Annotated in this window: 10 protein-coding genes and 1 other RNA gene; 7 read left to right on the top strand and 4 right to left on the bottom strand. The window is 44.4% G+C overall.

Annotated features, from left to right (window positions below; translation table 11 throughout):
- The first annotated feature begins 75 nt into the window (after nt 1–75).
- The gene (locus ACPYIV_RS08975; protein ID WP_425886376.1) at nt 76–2,112 is read left to right on the top strand and encodes a M13 family metallopeptidase; all 2,037 of its coding nucleotides are present in this window, start codon (nt 76–78) and stop codon (nt 2,110–2,112) included.
- Nucleotides 2,113–3,031: 919 nt separating this feature from the next.
- Here the strand turns inward: ACPYIV_RS08975 and ACPYIV_RS08970 are convergent.
- Nucleotides 3,032–3,379 carry a TM2 domain-containing protein gene (locus ACPYIV_RS08970; protein WP_293740501.1) on the bottom strand — a complete coding sequence of 116 codons (348 nt, stop codon included), beginning with the start codon at nt 3,377–3,379 and terminating at the stop codon, nt 3,032–3,034.
- 88 nt (nt 3,380–3,467) lie between these two features.
- On the opposite strand from ACPYIV_RS08970, the gene ACPYIV_RS08965 reads away from it, so the two are divergent.
- Together ACPYIV_RS08965 and ACPYIV_RS08960 are read left to right on the top strand one after the other, a co-directional pair.
- Nucleotides 3,468–4,070: a riboflavin synthase gene (locus tag ACPYIV_RS08965; RefSeq protein WP_298549890.1), complete on the top strand. Its 603-nt coding sequence runs from the start codon at nt 3,468–3,470 to the stop codon at nt 4,068–4,070.
- A complete protein-coding gene (locus tag ACPYIV_RS08960; RefSeq protein ID WP_293740503.1) occupies nt 4,067–4,612 on the top strand; it encodes a nitroreductase family protein in 546 nt (181 codons plus the stop codon). The genes ACPYIV_RS08965 and ACPYIV_RS08960 overlap by 4 nt, the downstream gene beginning before the upstream one ends.
- A 457-nt stretch (nt 4,613–5,069) precedes the next feature.
- Here the strand turns inward: ACPYIV_RS08960 and ACPYIV_RS08955 are convergent, their stop codons facing one another.
- The 3 genes from ACPYIV_RS08955 to rnpB all read right to left on the bottom strand — a co-directional run bounded on the left by ACPYIV_RS08955 (nt 5,070) and on the right by rnpB (nt 8,257).
- On the bottom strand, nt 5,070–6,434 hold the full coding sequence (locus ACPYIV_RS08955) for an MATE family efflux transporter (protein WP_425886375.1): 1,365 nt from the start codon (nt 6,432–6,434) through the stop codon (nt 5,070–5,072).
- An 11-nt stretch (nt 6,435–6,445) separates the two neighbouring features.
- Nucleotides 6,446–7,804: a YihY/virulence factor BrkB family protein gene (locus ACPYIV_RS08950; RefSeq protein WP_293734830.1), complete on the bottom strand. Its 1,359-nt coding sequence runs from the start codon at nt 7,802–7,804 to the stop codon at nt 6,446–6,448.
- A 94-nt stretch (nt 7,805–7,898) separates the two neighbouring features.
- An RNA gene (gene rnpB, locus ACPYIV_RS08945) (RNase P RNA component class A) lies at nt 7,899–8,257 on the bottom strand.
- Between the two features lie 699 nt (nt 8,258–8,956).
- Here rnpB and ACPYIV_RS08940 point away from each other — a divergent pair.
- From ACPYIV_RS08940 to ACPYIV_RS08925, 4 genes are all read left to right on the top strand, one after another.
- Nucleotides 8,957–9,400 carry a tellurite resistance TerB family protein gene (locus ACPYIV_RS08940; protein WP_425886374.1) on the top strand — a complete coding sequence of 148 codons (444 nt, stop codon included), beginning with the start codon at nt 8,957–8,959 and terminating at the stop codon, nt 9,398–9,400.
- 493 nt (nt 9,401–9,893) lie between these two features.
- Nucleotides 9,894–10,712 carry a M48 family metallopeptidase gene (locus tag ACPYIV_RS08935; RefSeq protein ID WP_293740510.1) on the top strand — a complete coding sequence of 273 codons (819 nt, stop codon included), beginning with the start codon at nt 9,894–9,896 and terminating at the stop codon, nt 10,710–10,712.
- A gap of 385 nt (nt 10,713–11,097) precedes the next feature.
- On the top strand, nt 11,098–12,693 hold the full coding sequence (locus tag ACPYIV_RS08930; protein WP_301705392.1) for a Do family serine endopeptidase: 1,596 nt from the start codon (nt 11,098–11,100) through the stop codon (nt 12,691–12,693).
- 143 nt (nt 12,694–12,836) lie between these two features.
- A complete protein-coding gene (locus ACPYIV_RS08925) occupies nt 12,837–13,697 on the top strand; it encodes a sigma-70 family RNA polymerase sigma factor (protein ID WP_005641668.1) in 861 nt (286 codons plus the stop codon).
- The last annotated feature ends 414 nt before the right edge of the window (nt 13,698–14,111 follow it).

Genomic DNA, 14,111 nt, shown 5'->3' with positions numbered 1-14,111 from the left:
TTTTCCTATTTCGCTGAAAAGTAATATCTTTGCGGCGAAATACCGAATAGGATTTATGTATATTAAATAATAAATATGATACGAAATTATTGGAATAGACTTACCGTTATTGGTATACTTTTAGCCATTCTGACAGGTTGTAATCAACCGAAACAGCAAACATCGGGCATTAATTTAGCGGATTTGGATACTATCGTCCATCCGGGGCATGATTTTTATCAATATGCCAGCGGAGGATGGATGATAAATAATCCTCTCAAAGATACTGATACCGACAGAGATGCATTTGCCATAGTACAGGATTCTGTGAATGATCGTCTCAAACGAATCATAACAACTCTCGCAGCCGGAGAGCATCGGCAGGGGAGCATCGAGCAAAAGATTGCCGATCTGTATAATTTAGCGATGGACAGTGTAAAGCTTAATAAGGAAGGGTATGAACCAATAAAACCATTATTCGCCCAAATCGAAACCATCACGCGGAAAGAAGAAATTATTCCGATGATTATTGAATTAGGCAAAGTGGAAGCATCTCCTTATTTCGTTTATAGTTCTTTGCCCGATATGGCAAATAGCAATATGCAATTATTCGCTATCAACCAAGGTGGTTTGGGATTAGGGCAAAAAGAGTATTATCTGGTAGAAGCTCCGGAACTGGCCTATATTCGTGAAGAATATAAAAAATACATTGTGAATCTGTTTAAGTTGACGGGACTTTCAGAGCAAGAAGCGACCCGGAAAATGGAAGATGTCATAGATATTGAAATGAATATTGCGCAGGCTTCGCTTAGCAATGTGGAAGCGCGTGACCTTCAGGCCAACTACCATAAAATGTCGGTCGAAGAATTAAAATCGACTGTGCCGGATTTCAATTGGGATTTATTTTTCAATAAATTGGGATTGACGGATCTTCAATACGTTGATTTACGACAGATTGAACCCATGAAGAATGTGGCAGCCATACTGAATAATATTTCTGTTTCCAAACATGTTGCCTATCTGCAATATGCTTTGCTTAAAACAGCTTCGAGTTACTTGAGTGATGACTTTTTGTCGGTGAATTTTAATTTCTTCGGTAAATTATTACTCGGAATAGAAGAACTTTCGCCACGTTGGAAACGTACTATCGGAAATATGGAAGATTTGTTGGGAGAACCGATCGGGCAACTGTATGTGAGGGAATATTTCTCGCCTGAATCAAAGCAACGTGTGCTCGAAATGGTTGAGAATCTGCAAGATGTACTAGCAGATCGTATACAGGCACAGAATTGGATGAGTGGCAGCACAAAAACAAAAGCGATTGAAAAACTGAATGCTTTCAGTATCAAGATAGGTTATCCAGACAAGTGGAAAGATTATTCATCAGTCCAGATTAATAATGATTCTTATTGGGCCAATGTTTGCCGTATAAAAGCATGGGAATTTGACGAAGACTTGAAACAGGTTGGCAAACCAGTCGATAAGGCAGAATGGAGCTATAATCCTCAAACGGTTAATGCCGGTTATAGTCCACAGTACAATTCCATCTGTTTCCCTGCGGCTATTTTACAACCTCCATTCTTCGATATGGATGCCGACGATGCCTATAATTATGGCGCGATAGGGATGGTTATCGGACATGAAATGACTCACGGATTCGACGATCAGGGTAGGCATTTTGATAAAGATGGGAATATGACTGATTGGTGGAACGAAAAAGATGCTGAAGAGTTTAATAAACGTGTCCGGATTCTGGTAGATTATTTCAACCGGATTGAAGTATTGCCGGGTATTTATATCAATGGAGAATTAACTCTGGGAGAAAATATAGCCGATCACGGTGGGCTGAGGATTTCGTTTCAAGCATTTAAAAATGTTCTGAAAGATAAACCGTTGGCAGATAAAGAAGGCTTCACACCTGAACAGCGTTTCTTCTTATCCAATGCTCATTTGTGGGCAACCAATGTCCGCGAAGAATACCTCCGATATTTGGTGCTCAACGATGTTCATACTATAAATAAATGGCGTGTCAATGGAGCCTTGCCTCATATTAGCGCATGGTATGAAGCCTTTCATATTTCTTCAGAAGATTCTATGTATATCAAGCCTGAAAAACGGGTCGATATTTGGTAAAAATATAACTAATCTTTCTTTATCCGGACACAAAGATATATTCCAAGAATGAAACGGAAACACCAAGCCCTACGGGTTTTTGAAGATTTCTTCCTTTTCGTACCGAAAAGAGTAAATCTCCAAAAAGTGTCGCCTAATTCATTCTTTCCATAAGGGAGGTGTTTATCAGATAAAAAAGGAAAAATATATGCTTGGAGTTCTGAAGAAATAACCTATCTTTATCCCCGAGTTATTTGACAAGTATAGCACCGCAAAACGCTGAAAATAGCACGGTTACTAACTCGTTACCTCTGAATTTCAATAACTCTGCTAAAAGTTTATTCTTCAATCGGTTAAGTCAAACTGATGAAAATCTAAAATAAAAAAACGGCAAAAACGGAATAGACTTTCGAGTGCTATCAGTTCTGTGCAAGAACAATTCGAGCCTTCCAAGTCCCTCATAACAGTTTGTCCGAATATAAACACGGGGTTCACATCTGTATAAATAATAGATAATCTGTGGTTTGTTGTGAACCCTGTGAAGGATAGGTAAAAACACGGTACTAATGGCATCCGATATCTCCGAATCCGGTAAGAATTAGTTCCTTATATAGCATGAACTGATCGGCTCACAGCTGTGAGTCGTATGAATCACATTTGTGAGCCGTACGAACCACACTCGTGAGCCGTACGAATCACGCTTGTGAGTCGATTAAGGGATGCGGTGTTTCGGATGAATCTCTGTGAGGTTTTCCTTTAATAAAGGGAATGTTTTTAGCTTGTTTCCCCATCTGTTCTGATGTACTTTCTTTTTGCGGGCATTTATAATATTATAGGAGCAGCAAACACCTCGACAAACTGCTGGCAGAGGAAAACGAAACGTTGTCGTGATTGCTCAGGAAGCAGGGATAGGGGCAGGGCGCGGGACTTTGCCTCTATTTCAGGAGATATTATCCTTCTTCACAATCTCTTCCAGCCTTTTCATGTTTTTCCTTTTCGTTACCCCCGTGATCAGAAACCAGTCGATGATGTACCAAAGTCCAAAACCTCCGGCTGTAAGCAGCTTGCAGATACCAAGGCCCCAGTTGCCGATCATGAAACGGTCCATCCCAAAATATCCAAAGAAAATAGAGACGAGCAACATGTCGCCCGGTCTTTTAAAACGGGTCTTTGTTAAAACCTCCTCTTTTTCAGGAGGAAGGTCGAGCAACCGATGAATAGGTATTTCATATTCGGGAAATTTACTTTCATGGGCAAGAAGGAATTTATCGACTTTGTCTGCTTCCATATAGTTATAATAGTAGTTTTATAAACAGTGGCAAATATAGTTATTTTCCGTATCTTTGGACTTCGATAATCATTAAAACAACAATCTTATGTTTTCAGGAATTGTAGAAGAAACAGCTCAGGTCGTGGCGATCGAGCATGATAAGGACAATATTCATATCACGATGAAATGTTCTTTTGTCGATGAATTGAAAATAGACCAGAGTGTGGCCCACAATGGCGTTTGCCTGACCGTGGTCCGTAAAGATGGAGATACATTCACTACAACGGCTATGCGCGAAACCCTGGAACGTTCCAACCTGGGACTTCTGAAACCGGGCTCGCTCGTGAATCTGGAACGCAGCATGATGATGAACGGACGCTTAGACGGGCATATCGTGCAGGGACATGTCGACCAGACCGCCGTTTGTACAAGTGTGGAAGACGCCAACGGTAGCTGGTATTATACCTTTGAATATCCGTTCGACAAGGAGATGGCCGGGCAGGGATATATAACGGTCGAGAAAGGTTCCGTCTGTGTCAACGGCGTGAGCCTGACTGTCTGCAATTCGAAGCAGAACAGTTTCCAGGTCGCTATCATTCCCTATACGCACGACAATACCAACTTCTGCCAGATCGAAAAAGGCACGGTTGTCAATCTCGAGTTCGACATCGTAGGAAAGTACATCAGCAAAATGATGCAATTCAAATGAAAGATTTCCTTTCTTTAGCAAGCCAGCGGCAGAGTGACCGGGCTTTTGACTCGCAGCGTCCGGTAGAAAAGGAGAAAATAGAGCGCATCCTGGCGGCGGCGTGTATCGCGCCGTCGGCCTGCAATTCGCAACCCTGGCATTTTATCGTGGTGGACGATCCGGAGTTGAAGAATCGGGTGGCGGATGCAACCTCTAACCGCGTCCTCGGGATGAACCATTTCACCAAGCAGGCTCCCGTGCATATCCTGGTGGTGGAGGAGAAGCCGAACTTGACGGCCGGCATCGGTTCGTGGATCAAGGATAAGAATTTTTCCCATTTGGATATCGGCATAACGGCCGCCCATCTGGTGTTGGCCGCCGAAGACGAAGGGCTGGGAAGTTGCATCGTCGGCTGGTTCGACGAAACGAAAGTGCGCAAACTCCTGGATATCCCCTCCGGCAAACGTGTCTTGCTGGACATCGTCATCGGCTATTCCACCCAACCGGACCGGCCCAAGAAGCGCAAAGATCCGAAAGAGGTGGTTAGTTATAATCGGTATTAGATTAATTCTGCAGGTGAATGGTCTGTTACTTTTGGCTTGATCCAAAAGTAACCAAAAGATCAAGGCCGAACCTGCTTCGCTACTTCGTTCCCTTCGTTCGCTGTCGCGTCTGAAACTCGCTTCGCTCAAACAGCAGACGCTCCGGACGCTCACTGCGGTCTCTGCGCTTAACGCTCAACAGCTTAGGCCGGAAGTAGAGCCTGGCGGCTCTTTGGGGATTGCCGATACCGTCTCTTATATAGGTGTCGGTATCGGCAATCCCAAGAGAAAGCACAGCTTTCTAAAAAAGGCCTAAGCGGACGGTCGTCAAGCGGAGGGTAAAGGTGGAGCGTCCGGAGCCTGCGCTGTTTGAGCGAAGCGAGTTTCGCAGGCGACAGCGGAACCTTTGCCCGGAGTAGACCGGACGGTTAAGCCTTGATTTTTTGGTTACTTTTGGATCAAGCCAAAAGTAACGGATTTATTGTTTTCTCCCTTCCTTTATAATGCACCTCCGTTTCCAAAACCCCATCTTATAATAAACGAAGGTCACGATCAACCCGATTGTGATGCTGATACCGATCGCCCACCAGATCCCGCTGCGTCCCAGCCATGAACTGAGATAGTAGGCAAGGGGAATACGGATCAGCCAGAGGCAGACCAGGCTGGTCAGCATCGGGAACAAAGTGTCTCCGGCTCCCCTGAGCGCCCCGTTATATACATTCAGCGCCCCGTGTACAATGAAAAAACCGCCGATGATCAGCAGATATTCTTTCCCGATCGCCACGACATCCGCGTCTTTTGTGAAAACCCGCATCATCTCGTCGCCGAACAGATAGACAGCTGCAAAAGTCAATAACCCCAGGAATATATTCGTGTACATCGTAAACCGTACCCCCTTTTTCACCCGGTCTAACTTTCCTGCCCCGATATTTTGTCCGCAGAAAGCTGCCAACGCCCCCGAAAGGGTGAGGATAGCCTGCGTGATGATCGTATCTATTTTCCCGGCCGCCCCGTAAGCCGTCAGCGTATTGGTCCCGAAGCTGTTCACGATTCCCAACAGGGCGATCAGCCCGAGAGCGATCGCGCATTGCTGCACGCTTGTCGGCAATCCGATTTTCAAACTCTCTTTGAACAGTTTCCAATCGAACAGCATATCCTGCTTTTTGATGGACAGTAGCGGATGCGTATTGTTCACATACGCCAGGGCGATACACATACCGATCCCCTGTGAAATGACAGTCGCCCGTGCCGCCCCCTCGATGCCCCATTTGAAGACAAGTATGAAAAGCAAGTCGAGCGCAATGTTCAGAGCTGTCGTTATCAGGATGAACAGCATCGGGCGGACAGACTCGCCCACGCCTCGCAAAATCGAAATGACACTGTTGAAGGTAACGAACAGAAACGTCCCCCCTATATAAATACGGAAGTAAGCCACCGCCTGCGGAATAACCTCTTCCGGCGTATTGGTCAGGCGGAAAACCGGCTCGGCGAAGATAATCCCCGTAATGGATAATATCACACCCCCGACCAGCATAAAGATGAAGAAAGAGGAGAATGCAAGCTGTACCTTCTGGTACTGTTTTGCCCCGAAAAGTTGTGAAATAACCACCGTGGTCCCGCTCCCGACCCCAATCACGAACGATATGATAAAATAGTAGATGAAGAAGGAAGCCGATACTGCTGCCAATGCCTCTTTCCCTAGAAACTGCCCGACAATGATGCTGTCCGTGATATTATAGAACTGTTGCAGCAAATTCCCGATCAGCAGCGGCAAAGCAAAGCGAACGATCACCTTCCATACCTTCCCCTCCGTCAGATCCGTATGTGTCTTTTTAACTTTCAATTTTCAATTCCCTACAGATCCATCAATAATATATTATCATTCGCCTTAATCATGTCCTCGCGGGTTTTTAACAACGCTTTCCACTCTTTGCTGAACAGTTTGGACGTGTCGATCTTGAAGTTCTCCGAGCCATATTCGTCCATGCGTGTCAGGAGGTAGCTGACCGTGATCTTGTTTACGTCGATAGCCGGCTGGTAATGGACGACGCGTTCATCGTCGCCATAATTCACTTCGATGATGATGTTCAATTCCGTTAATTGGTAAAGTATCTGTGTCGTGATACGGATCGGTATGCGGTAAGCATCTGACAGTTCGTCCGCCGTATAAGGCTTTTCCCCCTTTACGAACCGTTTAACGATTAGGGAAGCGATCAGTAGCGTAAGAAAATCTTTATAGCGTCGGCTGATATTTTTGCTGTCCCGCTCGAAACTGAATTTCTTCACGTTCTGGGAAGCATACGAAATCTCTGCCCCGAACAGGCAGATTAGCCAGGACAGCTGCAGCCACAACAGCAGCAAAGGCAAAGCTGCAAAACTACCGTAAATCGCATTGTACTTGCTCACCCAGATCTGTCCGCTGATGTAGATAAACTGGAAGAACTGGAAAGCGATGCCCGACAGAATCCCGGCTACCAGCCCGTTTACAAACCGGACCTTCGTATTGGGCAGCGAAATGTATAGCCCTGTAAATGCCAGGATCGTAATGATATAAGGGGTTATGTTCAGTACAAGTTCGACCAGCGGAGTGAAGAAGAAATACTGGCTGATAAATGAATTCTGCAAAGTAGACAGGAATATGGACAAACCGCTGGAAGCTGTCATTAGGACCGGTAAAATCAAGAACAACGCCAGATAGTCGGATATCTTCCGATACCACGGGCGTGACTTCTGTATCTGCCAGATATCGTTGAACGTGTCTTCTATGGACGAGATCAGATTGACAACCGTGTAAAACAACAGGATCAGGCCGACCCCGATAATCACGCCGCCCTGTGCCTGTTCCAGATAGCTTTCCACGAATTCGAAAGCCTTGGTCAACTCCGCCTCATGTCCGGGAAAATAGTCGAACAACTCCTGGCGCACGGTATTCTGGAAACCGAACCCTTTGGCTATCCCCAACAGAACCGCCAGAAGAGGCACGATAGACAGCAGGGTGCTGAAGGTGAGGGCAGAGGCTTTCGTTTGAAGATTTTCGTTCTGAAAACCCCTGACAGCAAGAATGATTGTCTTGATGATATTGATATAAAGCTCTTTCAAGCCGCTTACTTCATTTTCGGTGATCCGCCAAATGTCGTAGGTGACGAAACGGATCGTTCTTGTCAGTAGGGCGTTGATCCGTTCTCCGAGCGTCTTTTTATCGGTAGTTTTCATATATAATAATGTGCCTGTAAATTAAATGTGCCAATATACCAATAAAAACCATTTAATTGGCATATTGTTGAATTGGTATATTGGCACATTATAAAAAAGCAGTCTGCCTGTAAGCCGGGTTCTGTACTCCCGCTTGCACGGGAGCGTCTGCCATTTATCTCGTCTTACTGTCACCAGCAAGCTTTAGCGGTCTACCCCCCGGCATCGGACGAGCAGTCCTACATGCGCCGGTATACATGACCTTACAACCCATAAGACGTACGGCATCCTATATTACTATAGGATCCGGTGAGCTCTTACCTCACCTTTTCACCCTTACCGGACAGATCCGGCGGTCGTTTTCTGTTACGCTACTCTACCCTCGCGGACAGCTTCCCGTTAAGAAGTATGGTGCTCTGTGTTGCCCGGACGTTCCTCCCGTCCCGAAGGACGAGCGACAGACCGGCAGACTGCGATGCGACAAAGGTAGTAATTTTAATTGACAATTGGAGGAAAAACTTTTTCCGTTAGGGTTACCGCCCAAGTCCGGCAACTACAATTCTTTATTCCTATGGAGAGAAAAAAACTTTTTCGTTCCGAATAATTCTTTCAGAAGTGCCTGCTAATTTTCTAATCACTGACACTGATTACAGAATTAATAGGCACTCCGATGTTTTTTCATGTCTGTGCAGATACGTTTTCTTGTAGCGGGGATACATTATTCCTTATAGTATGTAATCCATAAGATCGTATTGCTGAAAAAGAATTTGGAGCGGTTACCCTCAGGGTAATTGGAAATGTGATAAAAAGTCGTACCTTTGTTTCGTTACTCACCCGATCCTTTCACGGGTGGGAAACATATATGCGTACATAATTATAATGAGAGGCGTTTGCTTGGCGTCTTGTCTTCTATGGTTCCGAACTTCGTGACTTTGAAATCGAGCAAGAAGATAAAGAAGCGGTAGATGTCCACGGAATTTGTATAGTGTTATTCCCTATACCGTTTCGGTATGGCGGGATTTATATACATATCGGTGTGGGCTCCTGCGTTGCTTATTCTTGTTTGACGGGAATGCGAAGGCTTGGGGGGCGAGGGATAAGTGGCAGGTACAGTTCCCACGCTTCATGGTTTAAATAAACGCTCATAGGGACTGGGGGCATAAGGAAAATATTATGGGACTTTTTGACAAAATCTTTCAATCGGCACCTGAAGAGACCAAGTTGACCCAACAAGAAGCTTTTGCCGGAATTGCTGTTGCGATGGCAGGGGCAGATGGCAGTATCGCAGAGTCTGAATGGGCCGGGATTGTAAATTACATCCGTCGTTTAAGATTGTACGACAATTTTTCCGCTGCAGCTTTTGACAAGCTGTTTGACAAAGTGTTCAAAATTTTGAAGAAGGATGGTGCTGGTGCTTTGGTAAAAGCGTCTACCGATAATCTTTCAGAGGATTTGAAACTTACAGCTTTTGCTTGTGCAGTGGATATCGCACTCGCTGACGGAGTGCTTGAAGAGGAAGAAAAAGCGATTATCAATCAATTGGCAGAAGCGTTGTCTATTCCTGAAAAGACCGCTATTTCTATTATAGAGGTTATGATTATCAAGAATAAGGCATGATATGACATCGCTTGGAATTGAAGTCGGTTGGAAAATCCTTTATTTCCCCTTCTTCAATTCTTTATTTTTCAGGATGACGGTGATATATGAAATCAAAGGGTATTATATTTTTGCTGCTTTTTATTGGCGGTATTTTGTTTGTTATCGGTTCGTACGGCATTTATAACCTGTATGGCAAATCGCAAGCAATGGAACATACCGTAGGAGTCATAACGCATTTGAAAACGGAAAGGACATATCGTCATCGAAAAATATACTACAAGCGTATGGCACGCATTCAGTATGAAACAAAACGTTACCCCACCCATGTGAGGATGCAGTTGCATAATCCGTTTATATTACAGGGAAGTGAAATATCATTATGGTATCATCCGGACCGTACGGAAGAGGTCGTGATACCTTTTGAATATGGGTTTATATGGGGAAGTGTTTGGATATTTGGTGCGTTTTGCCTCTTTTTGGGGATAGTAATTGTAAAAACAAAAATGTGATGATTAAGAAAGGAATATTGAAAGTAGCGCTTATGCTGCTATGTCTGGCTGGTACAGCACCTGTCATGGCTCAGTTTAATGTGAAGAAAGCGGTAAGCGGAGGTCTGAAAGCTGTAAAGGCGGTGACATTGACCGATAAGCAGATGGCAGAGTATGTAAAGGAATACATTGACTGGATGGACAAACACAATCAGGTTTGCGCAGACGATAATCCATATACAATCCGCTTGAAAAAACTGACGGAGGGGTTGACCGATGCTGATGGGATACCTCTGAATTTCAAAGTCTATTATGTGATTGATGTAAATGCATTTGCTTGTGCAGACGGCAGTGTGCGTGTTTTTTCTTCATTAATGGATATTATGACCGATGAAGAATTGCTGGGAGTGATCGGTCACGAAGTAGGTCATGTGGCGCACAGGGATTCAAAGGATGGTTTCCGTACTGCTTTGCTGACATCGGCATTAAAGGACGGCGTTTCATCGCAAGGAGGGAAAGCGGCCTCTTTGACCGAATCGCAGTTGGGTGATTTAGGGGAGGCATTGGTCAATGCCACCTATTCGCAAAAGCAAGAACGTGAGGCTGATGACTATGGTTACGAGTTTTTGAAGAAAGCCGGTAAGAATCCTTGGGCTATGGCATTGTCATTTCAAAAGCTGAAAAAGATGCAAGAAGAAGCGGGTGCGCAGAAAAACAGTAAACTAAATCAATTATTTTCCACTCATCCCGATTTGGATGTTCGTATTAAACGTATGGAAGAACGTGCCACGGGTGAAGGCATTGAAAAACCGGCAAACACAATGCCCGAAACAGCCAAGTAACCTGATCGCAGAAGGCTTGTGCTCATAGTGGATCAAACAGATTTCCACTCGGGAAACATATACAAGAGTGTTGGCGAAAGAGAAGACAAGTGTCTGTCACTTCTTTTTCGTCAACATTTTTATTTTAAAACCACGTGAATGCTGTTATATCGGAACTTTCAGCCGGATCAGCTGTTTTATAGGTGAACGGATGACGAATTGGCAGAAGGTGACTGTTAAAAAGGTACTTTGTAATACACAGTACTGTTAAGTGCCGTTAAGTGCTGAGATAGTGCCGTTAAAAGTGATAAAAAATCACTTGGTAATAGAATATCCGCACGTTTTTTGAGTTTTCTTTGCCGAAAGAAAAGTGTTAAATTTAAATGTTTGATAAAATAGTAAGAGTATGAAAAAAATGTGGAAAAATGTGCTTGGTATAGTTCTCGTAGCTGCAATCAGTGCGGGAGCGGCTGTTGGGACGAGTGCTTACCTGATTAATAAGAATCAACCGGTATTTGGCGCTTCAGGCTCGGCAAATACCTTCAGCCAGCCGATCCGGTTAGCCGGTTATAACACGGTTGCTGCAGAGAATACTGATTTTACGAAGGCTGCAGAAAGTACGGTTCATGGCGTTGTGCATATTAAGGCCACGACAAATGCCAAACAATATGCCGACGGAGGCAATCAGCCGCAATATGTCGATCCGTTCGAATATTTCTTCGGATTCGGAGGACGTGGAGGCGGAGGTTTCCAGCGTCCGCAGCCACAGCCGCGTGTAGGAGCCGGTTCCGGTGTGATCATCTCGACCGATGGATATATTATAACGAACAACCATGTGATCGACGGAGCGGACGAACTGGAAGTGACGTTGAATGACAACCGTAAGTTCGTAGCCAAATTGGTCGGAACAGACCCGACGACGGATATTGCCTTGCTTAAGATCGACGCAAAGGATCTTCCTACTATTCCGTTCGGCGATTCTGAAAAGCTGAAAGTCGGAGAGTGGGTGCTGGCTGTCGGTAACCCGTTTAACCTGACTTCTACGGTTACAGCCGGTATCGTGAGTGCAAAAGGACGTGGCATTTCGATGGGAGGAGGCGATAAGAGCAAGATCGAATCGTTTATCCAGACCGATGCTGCCGTGAACCCGGGTAACAGTGGGGGAGCGCTGGTCAATACGAAAGGTGAGTTGGTCGGTATCAATACCGCTATCTATTCCGAAACAGGAAACTTTGCCGGTTACTCGTTTGCAGTGCCTATCAGTATTGCCGGGAAAGTGGCAAACGACTTGAAGCAGTTCGGTGCCGTACAGCGTGCCATCCTGGGTGTCCAGATTATGAGTGTGGGCGACATCGCCGATATGTTGGGCTATCCGAACTTGCCGGCTAAACAGAAAGAAGAACTGAGTGCCTTGAAATCCAAGATAAAAGTTTCTGAAGGTGCATGCGTGGCCGATTTCGCAGACCGCAGTACAGCTAAGGAAGCCGGCATAGAAAAGGGTGACGTGATTGTAGCTGTAAATGGTGCAAAAGTAAAATCTGCTAATGCTTTGCAGGAACAGATCAGTAAATATCGTCCGGGTGACAAAGTACAGGTAACTGTAGACCGCAATGGTAGCACCAAGACATTTAATGTGGAACTTCGTAACGCACAGGGTAGTACGGCCGTAGTGAAAGGAGCCGCCGACAGCGCTGAAGTTCTGGGAGCCGCTTTTAGTGCGTTGACAAACGAACAGAAACGTGAATTGGGTGTAAGTTATGGTATCGAAGTGACCGGTTTGCTGAATGGAAAACTGAAAGATGCCGGTATCAAGAAAGGCTTCATTATCATGGTTGTAAACGATCAGAAGATTTCTTCTCCTGAACAACTTGAGAGAATAGTTGACAAGGTTTTGAAAGGTAATGGGGACGATCGTTACAATGAGGATGATCGTTACATCGTAGTAAAAGGTTTCTATCCGAATGGACGTACGAAAGTATATGCTATAGATCTGGCTGAATAATAAAATAACGTTATATTCGTCTTATTTGGCGGGAAGATTGTTAAAGGTTTATAATTGGCTGGGTGTAGGGTGCATCCAGCCAATTCTGTCAATAAAAATAATATTATCTTTGCACCCTGATATTCTCAATATAAAAACATTGGATGAGACAGTTAAAGATCACAAAGTCCATTACCAATCGCGAAAGCGCTTCTCTTGACAAGTATCTTCAGGAAATAGGCCGTGAAGATCTGATCACAGTAGAAGAAGAAGTAGAATTGGCACAGGCTATCAAAAGAGGCGACCGGAGAGCATTGGAAAAATTAACCAGAGCGAATCTGCGTTTTGTTGTATCTGTAGCTAAGCAATATCAAAATCAGGGGTTAAGTTTACCAGACCTTATTAATGAAGGTAACCTGGGGTTGATTAAAGCGGCTGAAAAATTTGACGAAACCAGAGGTTTTAAGTTTATTTCCTATGCTGTGTGGTGGATTCGTCAATCTATTTTGCAAGCTTTGGCAGAACAGTCAAGAATCGTACGTCTTCCATTGAATCAGGTGGGCTCGTTGAATAAAATCAGCAAAGCCTTCTCTAAATTCGAACAGGAAAACGAACGTAGGCCTTCTCCTGAAGAACTTGCAGACGAACTGGATATTCCGGTAGATAAGATTTCGGATACTTTAAAGGTATCGGGAAGACATATCTCGGTGGATGCTCCGTTTGTGGAAGGCGAAGACAATAGCCTTTTGGATGTGCTTGTTAACGATGACGCTCCTATCGCTGACCGGTCGTTAATGAACGAGTCGTTGGCAAAAGAAATTGATCGAGCCCTTGCTACATTGACCGAAAGAGAATGTGAGATAATCAAAATGTTTTTCGGTATAGGCTGTCAGGAAATGACATTGGAAGAGATTGGCGACAAATTTGGCCTCACAAGAGAGCGCGTCCGCCAGATCAAGGAAAAAGCAATCAGAAGACTGAGACAAGGTACGCGTAGCAAGCTCCTCAAATCGTATTTAGGTTAACCTCCCCCGGAGGAAGACAAAAGGATTTAAAAGCCTCTTATCCGTTAGGATAGGGGGCTTTCCTCGTTATTATGGTTGATGGTCTTGGTTAAATCTTTCCTTGTACATTATAATACCCATATGAAATCCATCTGTATAGCTTGAAAACGGGAGTATGGGAGAGAGTAAAAATGTTTTGCCTGTAACATTCAGTGGTTCAGCGATTAGAGCAAAGGTCTTACAAACGGGTTAAAAAATAGTTGCAAAAATGTTTGGTGAGTATGTTATAAAGCACTACTTTTGCATCCGCATTCGAGAGAGAACGCTGGTGTTTAAATGATGAAACAAAAAACTTTTGAAAAAAGTTCTGATAAAATTTGGAAGTTAAAATAAAAAGTTATTATCTTTGCATCCACGTTCGCAAAACGAAAGCGA

Origin of the sequence: Parabacteroides vesiculifaciens, assembly GCF_049860805.1 — a bacterium.
Lineage (GTDB): Bacteria > Bacteroidota > Bacteroidia > Bacteroidales > Tannerellaceae > Parabacteroides.
This window is presented reverse-complemented; position numbering and strand designations above follow the sequence as displayed.

Excerpts from the sequence above, each read along its gene's own strand:
- ACPYIV_RS08975 (WP_425886376.1), top strand. The coding sequence starts at position 76 with ATGATACGAAATTATTGGAATAGACTTACCGTTATTGGTATACTTTTA.
- ACPYIV_RS08970 (WP_293740501.1), bottom strand. The coding sequence starts at position 3,379 with ATGGAAGCAGACAAAGTCGATAAATTCCTTCTTGCCCATGAAAGTAAA.
- ACPYIV_RS08965 (WP_298549890.1), top strand. The coding sequence starts at position 3,468 with ATGTTTTCAGGAATTGTAGAAGAAACAGCTCAGGTCGTGGCGATCGAG.
- ACPYIV_RS08960 (WP_293740503.1), top strand. The coding sequence starts at position 4,067 with ATGAAAGATTTCCTTTCTTTAGCAAGCCAGCGGCAGAGTGACCGGGCT.
- ACPYIV_RS08950 (WP_293734830.1), bottom strand. The coding sequence starts at position 7,804 with ATGAAAACTACCGATAAAAAGACGCTCGGAGAACGGATCAACGCCCTA.
- ACPYIV_RS08940 (WP_425886374.1), top strand. The coding sequence starts at position 8,957 with ATGGGACTTTTTGACAAAATCTTTCAATCGGCACCTGAAGAGACCAAG.
- ACPYIV_RS08930 (WP_301705392.1), top strand. The coding sequence starts at position 11,098 with ATGAAAAAAATGTGGAAAAATGTGCTTGGTATAGTTCTCGTAGCTGCA.
- ACPYIV_RS08925 (WP_005641668.1), top strand. The coding sequence starts at position 12,837 with ATGAGACAGTTAAAGATCACAAAGTCCATTACCAATCGCGAAAGCGCT.